The following is a 15,210-nucleotide window of genomic DNA, read 5'->3' on the forward strand; positions in this document are numbered from 1 at the left end:
AGGGTGGCGCGGTGCCCTGCTTTTCTTTGAGTTATTGAGTGACCAGCTTCAGGTCGACCGGATTGATCGCCTTCACTTTTTCACCCTTCAGCACTTTATCAGCGGTGTCCACGCCGATCATGCCAATTTTTTCTGGCATCTGTGCCACGGTGGCAGACAGTTTGCCAGCTTCTACGGCTTTCACGCCATCAGCAGTGCCGTCAAAACCCACCACGATCACACCAGTTTTTCCGGCAGTCTGCAGCGCACGCAGTGCACCCAGCGCCATTTCGTCGTTCTGAGCGAATACAGCCTGAACGTCCGGGTGTGCCTGCAGCAGGTTCTGCATGACGTTCAGACCTTTGGTGCGGTCAAAGTCAGCAGGCTGGCTGGCGAGGATCTGGAATTTATGCGCATCAGCGGCCTGTTTGAAGCCTTCGCCACGTTCGCGGGCAGCAGAGGTTCCGGCAATGCCCTGCAGCTCAATAATTTTGGCATTTTCGCCGACTTTTTTGGCGATGAAGTCACCGGCCATTTTACCGCCGAAACGGTTATCGGAAGCGACGTGGCTGACCACCGTGCCCTGTGCCGCAACGCGGTCCAGCGTGATGACAGGAATATTCGCCTGGTTAGCCATCTTCACGGCGTTGCCCACAGCATCAGAGTCAGTCGGGTTGATCAGCAGCAGCTTAGTACCGCGAACGGTCAGATCCTGCACGTTCGCCAGCTCTTTAGCCGGGTTGTTCTGTGAATCCAGCACGACCAGGTTGTAGCCCAGTTTGTCCGCTTCTTTCTGAGCACCCTCTTTTAGAGAAACAAAGAACGGGTTGTTGAGGGTTGAAACCACCAGCGCGATGGTATCTTTTGCCATGGCGCTGGTACTGAGCGTTGCGCCGAGGATCATGGCCAGTGCGGTTAACTTTTTCATCTTATTATCCTGTGTAAGGTCAGAGTTATTTACTGCTTTTATTATCCACCAGCACCGCCAGCAGGATGACCACCGCTTTAACGATCATCTGGTAGTACGAAGAGACGCCCATCAGGTTCAGGCCGTTGTTCAGGAAGCCGAGGATCAGCGCGCCAATCAGGGTGCCGAAAATACGGCCTTTACCGCCAGCCAGGCTGGTTCCGCCCAGCACGACCGCAGCAATTGCATCCAGCTCATAGCCGGTACCCGCTGTCGGCTGTGCTGATGAGAGACGCGCCACTTCAATGGTGCCCGCCAGCGCTGCCAGCATGCCGCTCAGTGAATAGACGATGATTTTGACGCGATTCACATTGATGCCGGAGAGACGCGTTGCCGCTTCGTTACCGCCAAGCGCATAGATGTAGCGACCCAGACGCGTGTGCTGCAGCATGTACCAGGCGGCGATAAAGACCAGCGCCATCAGCCAGACCGGCGCAGGGATACCCAGCGGGCGACCAATACCAAACCAGCCCAGCAGATCGGCATTGGCACTGAAACCGGTGTTAATCGGGCTGCCGTCGGTGTAGACCATGGTCACACCGCGCAGCAGCAGCATCATGACCAGCGTGGCGATAAAGGCCTGCACCTTACCGCGCGCCACAATAGTCCCGGTCAGGGCACCGATTGCCGCACCCAGAGCCAGCGAAGCCGCCACCGCGACCAGAGCATTGACCTCCATGCCCACCAGCGATGCACCCACTGCGCCCGTCAGAGCCAGCAGCGATCCCACCGAGAGGTCGATACCTGAAGTCAGGATCACCAGCGTCATCCCGACCGCCATAATGGCGTTAACCGAGGTCTGCTGCAGAATGTTGAACAGGTTCGCCACGGTAAAGAAGTTCGGGCTCTGGCTGGCCACCACGGCGATCAGCACCATCAGCGCAATCAGCGACTTCTGTTCCAGCAGCCAGCTTTTGCTAAACCAGCGACGGCTGGCCGGTAAAGTTTGGGTCGTCATACCACTAAATCCTCGCTGTGTTGCTTGCCTACGGCGGCTGCCATCAGGCTTTCCTGAGTGGCGTCTTCACGGGTAAATTCGCCGCTGATACGGCCTTCATGCATCACCAGAATTCGATCGCTCATGCCCAGCACTTCCGGCATTTCCGAGGAGACCAGGATGATGCTCAGCCCTTCGGCTTTAAACTGGTTAATCAGTTGGTAGATCTCTTTCTTCGCACCGACATCCACACCGCGGGTCGGTTCGTCCAGAATCAGCACGTTAGGGCGGGTCATCAGACCGCGGGCAATCGCCACTTTCTGCTGGTTGCCGCCTGAAAGCAGGCCAATCGGCTGCTCCATAGAAGGCGTTTTCACGTTGAACAGCCGGATAAAATCGCCTACCGCCAGCTGCTCTGCCGCATGTTTCAGCGTGCCGCTGCCGTGACTGAAATAGCCTAACGCCGTCAGCGACATGTTCTCTTTCACTGACATGCCCAGCACCAGACCATCACGCTTACGATCTTCCGAGATGTAGACGATACCGTTAGCCAGCCCGTCCTGCGGCGAACGCGTCACCACTTCCCGTCCATTAAGCCACATTGCACCTTCACGACGCGGCAGCGCGCCGTAGAGCACCTTCATCAGTTCGGTGCGGCCCGCGCCCATCAGACCCGAGATGCCAAGGATTTCGCCTTTGCGCAGACTGAAGCTGACGTTCTCCACGCCCGGCCCGCTGACGTTCTCCACTTTGAGCCGCACGTCGCCTGGCGCCTGATCAAGATGCGGATATTGATCTTCCAGCTTACGTCCGACCATCATCTCGATCAGACTCTCTTCGGTCAGCTCGCTGACCGGACGTTCAGCAATAAACTGACCGTCGCGGAATACCGTGACGTCATCGCAGATCTCAAAGATCTCTTTCATGCGATGCGAGATATAGACGATGCCGCAGCCCTGCGCTTTCAGTTCGTTGATCACCCGGAACAGCGACAGCGTTTCGGTATCGGTCAGCGCATCGGTCGGCTCATCCATGATGATGACCTGCGACTCAAAGCTCAGCACTTTGGCGATTTCGACCATCTGCTGATCGCCAATCGACAAATCGCCCACCAGCTTGTGGCTGTTGAAGCGCAGATTGAGCCTTTTGAGCAGCGCATCGGCTTCGGCATACATACGCGGCCACTGGATACGGCCAAAACGCCCCACATATTCGCGACCGAGAAAAATATTCTCCGCCACGGTTAACTGAGGGATCAGGTTCAGCTCCTGATGGATGATGCCAATGCCCGCTTCCTGTGACGCTTTCGGTCCACTGAAACGGGTCTCTTTGCCGAGCCAGCGCAGCGTACCGGCATCATATTGATAGATCCCGGTCAGCACTTTCATCATGGTGGACTTGCCTGCGCCGTTCTCGCCCACCAGCGCCATCACGCGTCCTGCACGGACATTCAGCGACGCCCCCTTCAGGGCTTTTACGCCCGGAAAGGATTTTTCAATGCCGTCGAGTTGCAGTAAAGGTTGCATAGCGGCCTCAGAAGGTCACACCGGCGCTGAGGATGACATTCGCAAACGGAGAGCACTCTCCGCTCCGAATGACCGCCTGACTACGCTGCGTTTGTTGTTTGAATTGTTCATGACTGGTGTAGCTGATGGTGATGCGATTCCCCTGGTGCTGTTGCAAGGCTTCGAGCACGGCGACAAGCGCGCTATGAAGGTGCGGATTATGCTGCTTAATCTCCTCCGCGATCAGGGCGCTCTCTACCTGCATCTCCAGTGCGACAGCATTAACCACCTGCATAAAATCGGGCGTACCCGGCGTGAGCGCTAAGTCGATGCGCTGCGGTCCAGCCGGAATCGGCAAGCCAGCATCGGCAATCGTCAGCGTATCCGTGTGTCCCAGGCGGGCAATCACATGTGAGAGTTCAGCGTTTAACAGGCGACCTTTTTTCATTTTTTTACTCCACAGCGAAACGTTTCGCTGTCTGGAGTGTATGAAAAGCCGCCATCAACTCAACCGGCAAAGAAGAAATCTGTGATCGCTATCGAAACGTTTCGCTCACGCGGGAGGAAATTTGCATTAAGGCGGGGAAGGGGACGCAAAAAGGGCCGTGAATGCGGCCCGGCAGGAGGGAATTAAGGCAGTTTCTTAACCTGCTTAACATCCATCTCAATGCTGTTGAAATCTTTATCCAGTTCACCCGTCAGCTCAACGTTATCTTTGGGCGTGATGGTCTGGCCGTTCCAGTGCTTGTGGTCGATTTCAACTTTCATAGTGCCCGTCTGGTCGCGGAACAGATAATCTTCCTTGCCGATCTGTTTTTCCAGCTTGCCGCGTACGGTGATCCAGCTGTCATCTTTCATCTCTTCAGCCTGCTTCACGGTCACCACACTGGTGTGATCGGCACTGAAGCCGCCCTGACCGGATGCTGACGGCGTCTGTGCGGCTGGCGCACTGGGATCAACAAATCCGCCCTGCTGTGCAGCGAAAACCGGGGCGGAAGCCAGCATAACGACGGCCAAAATTGCAGCGTGCTTTTTCATGGTGTACCCCTTTCTCAGTGGTGTTTTCGGTTTGAATACGCCCAGTTGACCACAGAGTTCTTAACAGCTTCTTAAGCGTGAAAAATAAGCCATTTTCGCCGAAATCAGCTGTACAGTGAGGAAGTTGCTTCGTATAAAACGCTATCGGAACAGGGAGACGTGATGCGTATTTTACTGATTGAAGACGATCGCTTAATTGGCGACGGTATCAAAGCGGGGCTGAGTAAACTGGGCTTCAGCGTTGACTGGTTTACGTCTAGTGAGGCGGGCTGTAACGCGCTGGAGGCCGCGCCCTGGGATGCGGTGATCCTGGACCTTTCTCTGCCTGAGCGGGATGGACTCGATATCCTGCGGCAGTGGCGGCAGCAGGGAAATGATGTGCCGGTCCTGATACTGACTGCCCGCGATGCGCTCGATCAGCGGGTTGAAGGCCTGCAGATGGGAGCCGATGACTATCTGTGCAAGCCCTTTGCCTTAACCGAAGTGGCCGCGCGCTTACAGGCGCTAATCCGCCGCCGTCACGGTCAGCTGCAGCCCGAACTCCGTCACGGTAACGTGGTACTGATCCCCGGCAGTCACAGTGTGATGCGCGAGGGCGAGACGATTGAGCTGAAAAGCCGTGAACTGGCGCTGCTGGAACTCTTTATGCGCAACCCGGGCCGGGTGCTGACGCGCAGCCAGCTGGAAGATAAGCTCTACAGCTGGGATGCCGACGTCTCCAGCAACGCGGTAGAAGTGCATATCCATCATCTGCGTAAAAAGCTGGGCAGCGCGTTTATCCGCACGCTGCACGGCGTCGGTTATACCCTGGGAGCCGCTGAATGCGATCAATGAGCCTGTTTCTGCGGCTGGGCCTCGGTTTCGTGCTGCTGCTCGGCCTCTGCTGGGCCAGTGCCAGCCTGAGTGCCTGGCATCAGACCCGTGAAACCCTTGATGAGCTGTTTGATACCCAGCAGATGCTGCTGGCCAAGCGCCTGCTGACGCTGGATTTCTCTTCGCTGGACAACACCACATTGCCCCGAACCAAAGCGATGCTGCGGCACCATCGTGGCGATCAGGATGACGATGCCCTGGCCTTTGCTGTCTTCACACGTGACGGCAGGCAGGTGATGAATGATGGCGATAATGGCCGCTATCTGCCGTTTGAGGCGGACTATCAGGGATTTCATGAAGGACAGCTCACCAATGATGACGATCGCTGGCGGTTTGTCTGGCTGACCACGCCGGATCAAAAGTTCCGGGTAGTCGTCGGTCAGGAGTTGGAATACCGCGACGACATAACACAGGATCTGATGAAAGCCAGTATGCTGCCCTGGCTGATCGCGCTGCCGTTTATGCTGCTGTTGCTCATCGGACTGGTCTGGTCTGAACTGCGACCGCTGAAGACGCTGGCGCAGCAGCTGGCACAGCGCGCGCCTGATGACGATACGCCGCTGCAGGCAGACCGCGTGCCGAAAGAGGTACAGCCGCTGATGATGGCGCTCAATGGCCTGTTCAGCCGCATCAGCGCCATGATGCAGCGTGAACGTCGCTTTACCTCCGATGCCGCACATGAGCTGCGCAGTCCGCTGGCCGCTCTGCAGGTGCAAAGCGAAGTGATCCAGCTGACGTCGGATGACGAAGTGATGCGAACCCATGCGCTGCAACAGCTGGATGCCGGCATTGCACGCGCTACGCGGCTGGTGGATCAGCTGCTGACGCTTTCGCGGGTTGAAGCCGATGATGCACGCAGCGCCTTCGAACCGGTGGTGCTGAAACGCACGGTGCAGGAGACGATCGCCGCACAATTGCCGCTGGCCGATAAAACCGGCGTCACCCTGCGGCTGCACGCGGAGGCCGATCCGCAGATTCAGGGTCATCCACTGTTACTGTCACTGCTGGTGCGGAATCTGCTGGATAACGCCATTCGCTATACGCCTGCGGGCAGCGAAGTCGATGTGCGGTTGCAGGCAAACAGCCTGTCGGTAGAGGATAACGGTGAGGGTCTGAGTGCTGCCGACCTGCAACGGCTCGGTGAGCGTTTCTGGCGACCGCCAGGTCAGGAGAAGAGCGGGAGCGGGCTGGGATTATCGATAGTGCGTAATATTGCCCAGTTGCATGGGATGCAGGTTACGTTCAGCCAGCGACCCGGCGGCGGCTTGTGCGTCACGCTACGCTGGTCAGCGCCCGCCCCGTAAGGCGGGCGCTGCCAATCAAATCTCGACCTGGGTGCCCAGCTCAATCACGCGGTTTGGCGGGATCTCAAACTGGTCTGGCGCACGGAGCGCATTGCGCTGCAACGCCAGGAAGAGTTTGCCGCGCAGGCGCAGATACCACGGCCGTTTGCCGATGATCAGCGACTCATGCGACATAAAGAACGAGGTCTCCATCATGCGGCAGTTAAGTCCTTCCAGCCCGCAACGGTGGAAAATCTCCTCAACGTTTGGCGTCTCACGCCAGCCATAGCTTGCCACCACCCGCCAGAAGGTCGGCGACAGCTGCTCAATGGTGACACGACGCACGTTGTGCACGTAAGGTGCATCTTCAGTACGCAACGTCAGCAGCACGACCCGCTCATGCAACACTTTGTTGTGCTTGAGGTTGTGCAGCATGGCAAACGGAATCACATTCAGGGCACGCGACATATAGACCGCCGTGCCCGGCACGCGAACCGGTGGCGATTTCTCCAGCGACGCGATCATCGCCTCCAGGGAGTTACCATGTTCGTGCATACGGCGCAGCAGACGGAAACGTTCGCTTTTCCACGTCGTCATAATGATAAACATCACCAGACCGAGACAGAGCGGCAGCCAGCCACCTGAGAAGATTTTTACCAGGTTGGCGGTAAACAGCGGCACGTCGATGCAGAGCATCAGCACCAGGATGACGGCGACCGCCAGCTTATTCCAGTGCCAGTTTTTAACCGCCACCGTGCAGGAGAGCATTGCCGTCAGCACCATGGTGCCGGTCACCGCAATACCGTAGGCCGCAGCCAGATTACTTGAATGCTCAAAGCTGATAATCACAATCAGCACGGCGAAGTAGAGCACCCAGTTGATCACCGGAATATAAATCTGGCCCGATTCGCGCTCAGAAGTGTGGATGATACGCATCCCTGGCAGATAACCCAGTCGCACCGCCTGACGCGTCAGCGAGAAGACACCGGAGATCACCGCCTGTGAAGCGATAACGGTGGCCAGTGTTGCCAGAATCAGCATCGGGATCAGCGCCCAGTCCGGGGCCAGCAGGAAGAAGGGGTTTTTAATTGCTTTAGGATCGCTGAGTAACAGCGCGCCCTGACCAAAGTAGTTCAGCACCAGCGACGGCAGCACCACCGAAAACCAGGCCAGCCGAATCGGCACTTTACCGAAGTGACCCATATCGGCATAAAGCGCCTCGACCCCGGTAATCGCCAGTACAACTGCACCGAGGGCGAAGAACGAAACGGACTTATAGTGCAGGAAGAATTCCACCGCATAGGCAGGATTCAGCGCATGCAGTACGTCCGGGTTCCGCATGATGCCCATGACACCCAGGATCGCCAGCACCAGAAACCAGACCAGCATTACCGGCGCGAAGAGTTTGCCCACCATACCGGTGCCATGCTTCTGAATGGCAAACAGCAGCGTCAGCACCGCAATCGACATCGGCACAATAAAGGGATCCAGCGACGGCGCGGCAATCTCAAGGCCTTCGATGGCGGACATCACCGAAATGGCTGGCGTGATTACCACCTCTCCATAGAAGAAGCTGCCACCAATCAGGCCCATGATCACCAGCACCGCCGTGGCGCGTGCACCGGTATGGCGACCTGCCAGCGACATCAGGGTCAGAATCCCGCCTTCCCCGGCGTTGTCGGCGCGCATCACATAACTGATGTACTTCAGTGAGACCACCAGCACCAGCAGCCAGAAAATCAGCGACAGAAAGCCAAATACCGCTTCCCGCTCAACGCCGAAACCAAACTGTCCGGAGAGACATTCACGCAAGGTATACAGCGGACTGGTGCCGATATCCCCGTAAACAACACCAATAGCGGCCAGCGTTAATCCGCGAAGTGACTGCTTATTATCCGAGCTCATAGAGTTATCTTTTGTTGGAGTCTAAGAGGTACAAAAACCCCTCGCTCAGGCCATCAAAAAGCGCACAGTATGCACGGTTTAACGAAAATTCCTATACCCGCTTCGCCTCGCGGTCAGGGTAACGGGGTCATTTCAGACGATAAATTGTCATCCGGCACCACTTTAAAACAGGCAAACCTTCTGAAACAAAAAAGCTGACAGCTATCAACGCTTTCACGCATGATGATCTATAGAGTAAGGCGCTTGCTTAAGCGCGGCGGCCCGACGATCGTAAGGACATTGATGTGATTATGGCTCAACCCCATCTTTTGGCAGAAAGAATTTCTCGCCTTAGCAATGCGTTAGAAAAAGGATTATATGAACGGCACCATGCCATTCGCCTTTGCCTGCTGGCCGCGCTGAGCGGTGAAAGCGTGTTTCTGCTGGGACCGCCGGGCATCGCCAAGAGCCTGATTGCCCGCCGCCTTAAATATGCCTTTCAGCACGCCCGCGCCTTTGAATATCTGATGACCCGTTTCTCCACGCCGGAAGAGGTGTTTGGCCCGCTCTCCATTCAGGCACTGAAAGACGAAGGACGCTACCAGCGTCTCACTAAAGGCTATCTGCCCGACGCCGAGATTGTTTTTCTGGATGAGATCTGGAAAGCCGGCCCGGCGATTCTGAATACCCTGCTGACCGCTATCAATGAACGCCGCTTCCGCAATGGTGACAGCGAAGAGACCATCCCGATGCGGCTGCTGGTCACCGCCTCCAACGAACTACCGGAAGCGGATAGCGGCCTTGAGGCGCTCTATGATCGAATGCTGATCCGCCTGTGGCTGGATAACGTGCATGAGAAGCAGAACTTTCGCAGCATGCTGACCCACCAGCAGGATGAGCACACCAATCCGGTCGCGGAATCCCTGCGCATCAGTGATGAAGAGTATGCGCAGTGGCAGCTCGGCATCAGCCAGGTCAGCCTGCCCGATGCCGTCTTTGAGCTGATTTATCAGCTGCGTCAGCAACTGGAGAGCCAGCCTGCCGCACCTTACATTTCCGATCGTCGCTGGAAAAAAGCCATCCATCTGCTGCAGGCCAGCGCCTTCTACAGCGGTCGCAATACCATTGCCCCGATAGACCTGATCCTGCTGAAAGATTGCCTCTGGCACGATGTCGCCTCCATGCAGCTGCTGGAGCGAGAAATCGATCAGCTGATGACGCAGCACGCCTGGCAGCAGCAGCCAATGCTGCTGAAACTGCAGCAGATCAAAGCGCGTCGTCTGGCTCTGCAACAGCAGCAGAGCATCGCGCAGGCGATCACTCTGGAAAGACACAGCGGCATGTTCAGCCGCAAGCCCCATTACGATCTGCCGGAAAGCTTTACCGATGAGCAACTGACGCTGATGCTGCAAAAGCCGCTGATGCTGCACGACATGCAGGTAAGCCATATTATGATTGCGCGTGATGCCCTGAATCAGTGGCTGCAGAAAGGTGGTGAGGTTCGCGGCAAGCTCAATGGGATTGGCTTTGCACAAAGCCTGGATTTACAGGTGGATGCGCAGCACTGCCTGGCTATCCGTGATGTGAGCCTGCAATCGTCACGTCTGATGCTGCCAGGCGTCAGCAACAGCGAGCCGTTGCCCGGTGAAATCACCGAAGCACTGGATGCGCTGGAAAGTGAGCTGCGGTCGCAGCGTCATCTGTTCAGCCAGCATCAGCGCTGCCTGTTTATCAGTGATGACTGGCTGGCGCGGGTCGAAACCAGCCTGCAGGATGTGGCAGAACAGCTGAAACAGGCGCGTAAATGATCTCAGTCGAGACGCTGAGCACGCTGCTCTCAGTGGGTGAGACCGAACTGATTGAAGAGCTGATTATTGCCCTGCTGGCGTCCCCACAGCTGGCGCTGTTTTTTGAAAAATTCCCCGGACTGAAAAAAGCGCTGCTGCGCGATGTGCCACGCTGGCGAGCGGAGATTAGTGCTGAACTCAAAGACACGCCGGTTCCGGCCACGCTGGCCGAAGAGTTTCAGCTGTTCCAGCGCATCCAGCTCCTCAGCGATCGTGAATTCAGCCAGCAGCTGACTGCCACACTTGAGGCGCTTCAAAGCCTGCCGTCTCCTTTTCTTGATGAAGCTAACCGGCTGCTGCAACACACCGATATCGGCCATCTCAGCAGCGCGCAGCACCAGCTTTTTTTACAGCGCTGGCGGCTGAGCCTGACCTTACAGACTCTGACGCTGAATCAGGATTTGCTGGAGCAGCAGCGCGAACGCCTGCTGGCGGAACTGCAGCAGCGCATGGCACTGAGCGGTCAGCTGGCTCCGATTCTCAGTGACGATGATGAAGCCGCCGCTGGCCGGCTGTGGGACATGAGCAAAGCGTCACTGCAGCCCGGCGATTATCAGCTGATGCTGCAATATGGCGACTTTCTGGCGCAGCAACCGGAGCTGCTGAAGCTGGCCCAGCAGTTGGGTCGCAGCCGCGAGGCAAAATCGGTGCCGTCACAGGATGCCCCGATGGAAGCTTTTCATCATCTGGTGCAGGAGCCTGCATCCGTGCCGGAAGAGGTCAGCGGCATTCATCAGAGCGATGACGTGCTGCGACTGTTACCGCCGGAGTTAGCCGCGCTGAGCATCAGCGAACTGGAGCTGGAATTTTACCGGCGGCTGGTCGAGAAACGGCTGCTGACCTATAAGTTGCAGGGCGATGCCTGGCATGAAAAGGTGACGATGCGTCCGGCCAGCCACCAGCAGCATGAAGAGCAGCCGCGCGGGCCGTTTATCGTCTGCGTGGATACCTCCGGTTCGATGGGTGGCTTTAATGAGCGTTGCGCTAAAGCCTTTTGTCTGGCACTGCTGAAGGTCGCGCTGGCCGATCGCCGTCGCTGCTACATCATGCTGTTTGCGCATGAGGTGATTGGCTATGAGCTGACCGGTGAGGACGGACTGGAGCAGGCGATTCGCTTTCTGAGCCAGCGTTTCCGTGGCGGCACCGATCTGGCCGCCTGTCTCTCTTCGGTTGTCACCCGAATGGAAGGCGCCCTGTGGGAGGAAGCCGATGCGGTGATCGTTTCCGATTTTATTGCCCAGCGTCTGCCGGAAGAGGTCATCGGGGCGATCAAAAAGCGCCAGCGACATAATCAGCAACGTTTTCACGCCGTGGCAATGTCGGCCCACGGGAAACCAGGTATTCTGCGCATCTTCGACCATATCTGGCGCTTCGACACCGGCATGAAAAGCCGCCTGCTGCGCCACTGGCGCCGTTAAGTCATCTTGCAGAAATGCTTATTTGCTATAGTGAATTACCGTTTCACTTACTCAGCAATCTGGAGCTTCCTGTGACGCTTGCTCAACCCCATCGCGATCTGCCTGCACCGACGCGGACGTTAATGCTCTCCGGCCAGAACATAGAACAAAAACGTGCCGAATTGCTGGCCTATTTTCATCAGACCTGGGAACAGTATGAAAGTCTGTTCACCTGTCTGGCCGATTCACAGGCCTGGTTTACCAAAGCCATTCCGCTGCGCCATCCATTAATCTTCTATTTTGGTCACACCGCCACCTTCTACATTAATAAGCTGATGGCCGGACGCCTCATTGATGCGCGTCTGGACGATCGTATCGAAGCGATGATGGCGATTGGTGTGGATGAGATGAGCTGGGATGATCTCAACGACAGTCACTATGACTGGCCCACCATTGATGAAGTCCGTGAATACCGCGGACGCGTTAAAGCGCTGGTCAGCGATCTGATCCAGACCCTACCGCTCACGCTGCCGATCAGCTGGGAGAGCCCGGCCTGGGTGATCCTGATGGGGATTGAGCATGAGCGTATTCATCTGGAAACCTCCAGCGTGCTGATCCGCCAGTTACCGGTTGAGTGGGTCAGACCGCAGGCCGCGTGGCCGGTCTGTCCGATGGCGCGCCATCAGCGTGAAGCTGTTCCGGCCAATGCCCTGCTGCCGATGCCAGGCGGCACCGTCACGCTGGGTAAAACCGACGATACCTACGGCTGGGATAATGAATATGGCCGCCAGCAGGTTACGCTGCAGCCGTTCCAGGCGAGCAAAATGCTGGTCAGCAATGCGGAATTCATGGCGTTCGTTGATGCGGGCGGTTATCAGGATGCCCGCTGGTGGGATGATGAAGGCTGGGGCTGGTGTCAGTTTGCCAAAGCAGAGATGCCCACTTTCTGGGTCGGCACGCCTGCGATGCCCGATCAGCTTAAACTGCGTCTGATGTGTGAAGAAGTGGCGATGCCGTGGGACTGGCCTGCCGAGGTCAATCAGCTGGAAGCGGCGGCTTTCTGCCGCTGGAAAGCGGAACAGACCGGTATGAGCGTTCAGCTCCCCTGTGAAGCGGAGTGGGCTCAGCTGCGCGAACAGGTCGCGGGCGATCAGCCGGACTGGGAACGGGCACCGGGCAACATTAACCTGGCGTACTGGGCGTCCTCATCGCCGGTGGATCTCTTCGCTCAGGGCGCGTTCTTCGATATCGTCGGTAACGTCTGGCAATGGACGACCACGCCGACCAATGGCTTTGAAGGCTTCAAAGTCCACCCGCTTTACGATGATTTCTCTACCCCAACCTTCGATGGCAAACATTCCCTGATCAAAGGCGGCAGCTGGATCTCGACCGGCAATGAGGCGCTGAAATCGGCACGCTATGCGTTCCGCCGCCACTTCTTCCAGCACGCCGGTTTCCGATACGTGGTGTCCAGCCATCAGGAAACCATGGCGCTGAACCCGTATGAATCCGACGCGATGGTGTCGCAGTACCTCGACTTCCAGTATGGCCCGCGCTATTTCGGCGTGGATAACTATGCCGAGAGCCTGGTGAAGCTGGCGCTGAATTACACCTCAGCCCGTGGTGATGCCCTGGATATCGGCTGTGCCACCGGACGCGCCAGTTTCGAACTGGCTCGCCACTTTGAGCGCGTTACCGGAATGGACTACTCGGCACGCTTCATCGACGTGGCGCTGCAGCTGGCCAGCGGCGAAGACTTCCGCTATCTGCTGCCTCAGGAAGGCGATCTGGTGGAGTATCGGCAGGTTCGCCTGAAAGATTTTGCGCTGGAGAGTGAACTGGCACAGCGGATTCAGTTTGTTCAGGGCGACGCCTGTAACCTGAAGCCGCAGCCGGGTCGTTACGATCTGGTGCTCGCCTCCAACCTGATCGACCGCCTGCGCCAGCCTGCTCGTTTCCTGCGGGATGTCACGCCGATGCTGCGTCAGGGCGGCATCCTGCTGCTCTCATCGCCTTATACCTGGCTGGAGGATTTCACGCCGAAGGAGAACTGGCTGGGCGGCGTGCGTGAAAATGGTGAGGCGCTGACGACGCTGCAAGCACTGCAGCGTCTGCTGGCAGCCGACTTCGAACTGGTCGGTGAACCGCAGGATAAACCCTTTGTAATCCGCGAAACGGCCCGCAAATTCCAGCACACGCTGGCGCAGGTCACCGTCTGGCGCAAACGCTAAGTGAACCGGCAGCGGCGCCCGTCGCTGCCGGTAGTTGCCTGAACCGCTATTTTGCTGCACATTCACCCTTGTTTACTTAAAGCAGACCAATAACGAGGATGGCCATGGCCGAACATCTGCAGCTCGATAACCTGGATCGCGGCATTCTGAATGCCCTGCTGGATAATGCGCGCACCGCTTACGCCGAGCTGGCAAAACAGTTTAATGTCAGCCCCGGCACCATTCATGTGCGGGTGGAAAAGATGAAGCAGGCGGGCATTATCCTGGGCACCCGGGTTGATATCGATCCGCGTCAACTGGGGTTTGATGTCTGCTGTTTTATCGGCATCATCCTCAAGAGCGCACGAGACTATCCGGCGGCGCTGAGCAAACTGGAGGCGCTGGATGAAGTGGTTGAGGCCTGGTACACCACCGGCCACTACAGCATCTTTATTAAAGTGATGTGCCGGTCAATCGACGCTCTGCAACAGGTGCTGATCAACAAGATCCAGACCATCGATGAAATTCAGTCGACAGAAACCCTGATCTCGCTGCAAAACCCGATCATGCGTACCATCAAGCCCTGATCCATCCCGCCTTGTGCATAATCTTATCCCTGACGAATGTAGCGGCTGACAACGGCTGCGTTCGCTTCTTCTGATCTATTAACCCTGTTGTCCACAGGTGGATCACTGCTTGATCACAGCGTACAATGCTCGCCTTAATCTCCGGGAGAGCAAGATGGCCGATATTACCTTAATCAGTGGCAGTACCTTGGGTAGCGCAGAGTATGTGGCTGAACATCTGGAAGAAAAATTACAGGAAGCGGGCTTCTCAACGCAGATGCTGCATGGCCCGGAGCTGGATGAGGTGCCGCAGGAGGGTATCTGGCTGGTGGTCTGCTCAACTCATGGTGCCGGCGATATTCCTGACAACCTGCTGCCGCTGTTCGAAGCCATCACGGAAAGCCAGGCCGATCTCTCTCAGGTCCGGTTTGGTGCGATTGGACTCGGCAATCATGAATATGATCTCTTTTGTGGCGCGATTCGCCAGATAGAAGCGCTGTTAATTGCTCAGGGGGCCCGGCAGATCGGCGATCGTCTTGAGATTGACGTGCTGGAGCATGAGATCCCTGAAGATCCGGCGGAAGCCTGGCTGGAAAGCTGGAAAAAGGCGATCTGAATGGGGCTGGGGATCGCGAAATAGTCACGATCCCCAGTGGAAGATGCTGATTTTATCCTTTTCCTCTCGTTTATTTTGTGGATAACTACCCTCTTTTACTGCGTATAA

The 15,210-nt window shown here is 56.9% G+C and carries 13 protein-coding genes; 7 read left to right on the plus strand and 6 right to left on the minus strand.

Going from position 1 to position 15,210, the window contains the following annotated elements; genetic code table 11:
- Positions 1 to 31: 31 nt before the first annotated feature.
- The 5 genes from rbsB to AC6I8E_RS18490 all read right to left on the minus strand — a co-directional run bounded on the left by rbsB (position 32) and on the right by AC6I8E_RS18490 (position 4,426).
- Positions 32 to 907, minus strand: a complete 876-nt coding sequence (rbsB, locus tag AC6I8E_RS18470) for a ribose ABC transporter substrate-binding protein RbsB (RefSeq protein ID WP_033784335.1) — start codon at positions 905 to 907, stop codon at positions 32 to 34.
- Positions 908 to 932: 25 nt separating this feature from the next.
- Positions 933 to 1,904: a ribose ABC transporter permease gene (gene rbsC, locus AC6I8E_RS18475; RefSeq protein ID WP_013359547.1), complete on the minus strand. Its 972-nt coding sequence runs from the start codon at positions 1,902 to 1,904 to the stop codon at positions 933 to 935.
- Positions 1,901 to 3,409: a ribose ABC transporter ATP-binding protein RbsA gene (gene rbsA, locus AC6I8E_RS18480; protein ID WP_013359548.1), complete on the minus strand. Its 1,509-nt coding sequence runs from the start codon at positions 3,407 to 3,409 to the stop codon at positions 1,901 to 1,903. The genes rbsC and rbsA overlap by 4 nt, the downstream gene beginning before the upstream one ends.
- Before the next feature lie 7 nt (positions 3,410 to 3,416).
- Positions 3,417 to 3,836, minus strand: a complete 420-nt coding sequence (rbsD, locus tag AC6I8E_RS18485; RefSeq protein WP_033784336.1) for a D-ribose pyranase — start codon at positions 3,834 to 3,836, stop codon at positions 3,417 to 3,419.
- Positions 3,837 to 4,018: 182 nt separating this feature from the next.
- Positions 4,019 to 4,426 carry a YgiW/YdeI family stress tolerance OB fold protein gene (locus tag AC6I8E_RS18490; RefSeq protein ID WP_033784337.1) on the minus strand — a complete coding sequence of 136 codons (408 nt, stop codon included), beginning with the start codon at positions 4,424 to 4,426 and terminating at the stop codon, positions 4,019 to 4,021.
- A 162-nt stretch (positions 4,427 to 4,588) separates the two neighbouring features.
- On the opposite strand from AC6I8E_RS18490, the gene qseB reads away from it, so the two are divergent.
- The gene (gene qseB / locus AC6I8E_RS18495) at positions 4,589 to 5,260 is read left to right on the plus strand and encodes a quorum sensing response regulator transcription factor QseB (RefSeq protein ID WP_497824298.1); all 672 of its coding nucleotides are present in this window, start codon (positions 4,589 to 4,591) and stop codon (positions 5,258 to 5,260) included.
- Positions 5,248 to 6,603, plus strand: coding sequence for a quorum sensing histidine kinase QseC (gene qseC / locus AC6I8E_RS18500; protein ID WP_497824299.1), 1,356 nt, complete (start codon positions 5,248 to 5,250; stop codon positions 6,601 to 6,603). The genes qseB and qseC overlap by 13 nt, the downstream gene beginning before the upstream one ends.
- 15 nt (positions 6,604 to 6,618) lie before the next feature.
- Here qseC and kup read toward each other — a convergent pair whose 3' ends face one another.
- Positions 6,619 to 8,487: a low affinity potassium transporter Kup gene (gene kup, locus AC6I8E_RS18505; RefSeq protein ID WP_013359553.1), complete on the minus strand. Its 1,869-nt coding sequence runs from the start codon at positions 8,485 to 8,487 to the stop codon at positions 6,619 to 6,621.
- Positions 8,488 to 8,777: 290 nt separating this feature from the next.
- Here kup and ravA point away from each other — a divergent pair, with 290 nt between their 5' ends.
- From ravA to mioC, 5 genes are all read left to right on the plus strand, one after another.
- Positions 8,778 to 10,274, plus strand: a complete 1,497-nt coding sequence (gene ravA, locus AC6I8E_RS18510; RefSeq protein ID WP_195857543.1) for an ATPase RavA — start codon at positions 8,778 to 8,780, stop codon at positions 10,272 to 10,274.
- Positions 10,271 to 11,731 (plus strand): ATPase RavA stimulator ViaA, encoded by a 1,461-nt coding sequence (gene viaA, locus AC6I8E_RS18515; RefSeq protein ID WP_033784340.1) that lies wholly within the window; start codon positions 10,271 to 10,273, stop codon positions 11,729 to 11,731. The genes ravA and viaA overlap by 4 nt, the downstream gene beginning before the upstream one ends.
- A gap of 71 nt (positions 11,732 to 11,802) precedes the next feature.
- Complete coding sequence (gene ovoA, locus AC6I8E_RS18520) at positions 11,803 to 13,941, plus strand: 5-histidylcysteine sulfoxide synthase (RefSeq protein ID WP_497824300.1); 2,139 nt, start codon at positions 11,803 to 11,805, stop codon at positions 13,939 to 13,941.
- A 104-nt stretch (positions 13,942 to 14,045) separates the two neighbouring features.
- Entirely contained in the window at positions 14,046 to 14,507 is a 462-nt protein-coding gene (gene asnC, locus AC6I8E_RS18525; protein ID WP_013359557.1) for a transcriptional regulator AsnC, read from the plus strand.
- A 154-nt stretch (positions 14,508 to 14,661) separates the two neighbouring features.
- Entirely contained in the window at positions 14,662 to 15,102 is a 441-nt protein-coding gene (gene mioC, locus AC6I8E_RS18530) for an FMN-binding protein MioC (protein ID WP_497824301.1), read from the plus strand.
- Positions 15,103 to 15,210 lie beyond the last annotated feature (108 nt).

The sequence above is a fragment of the Pantoea sp. X-Soil-YNGN-785 genome, assembly GCF_059730585.1.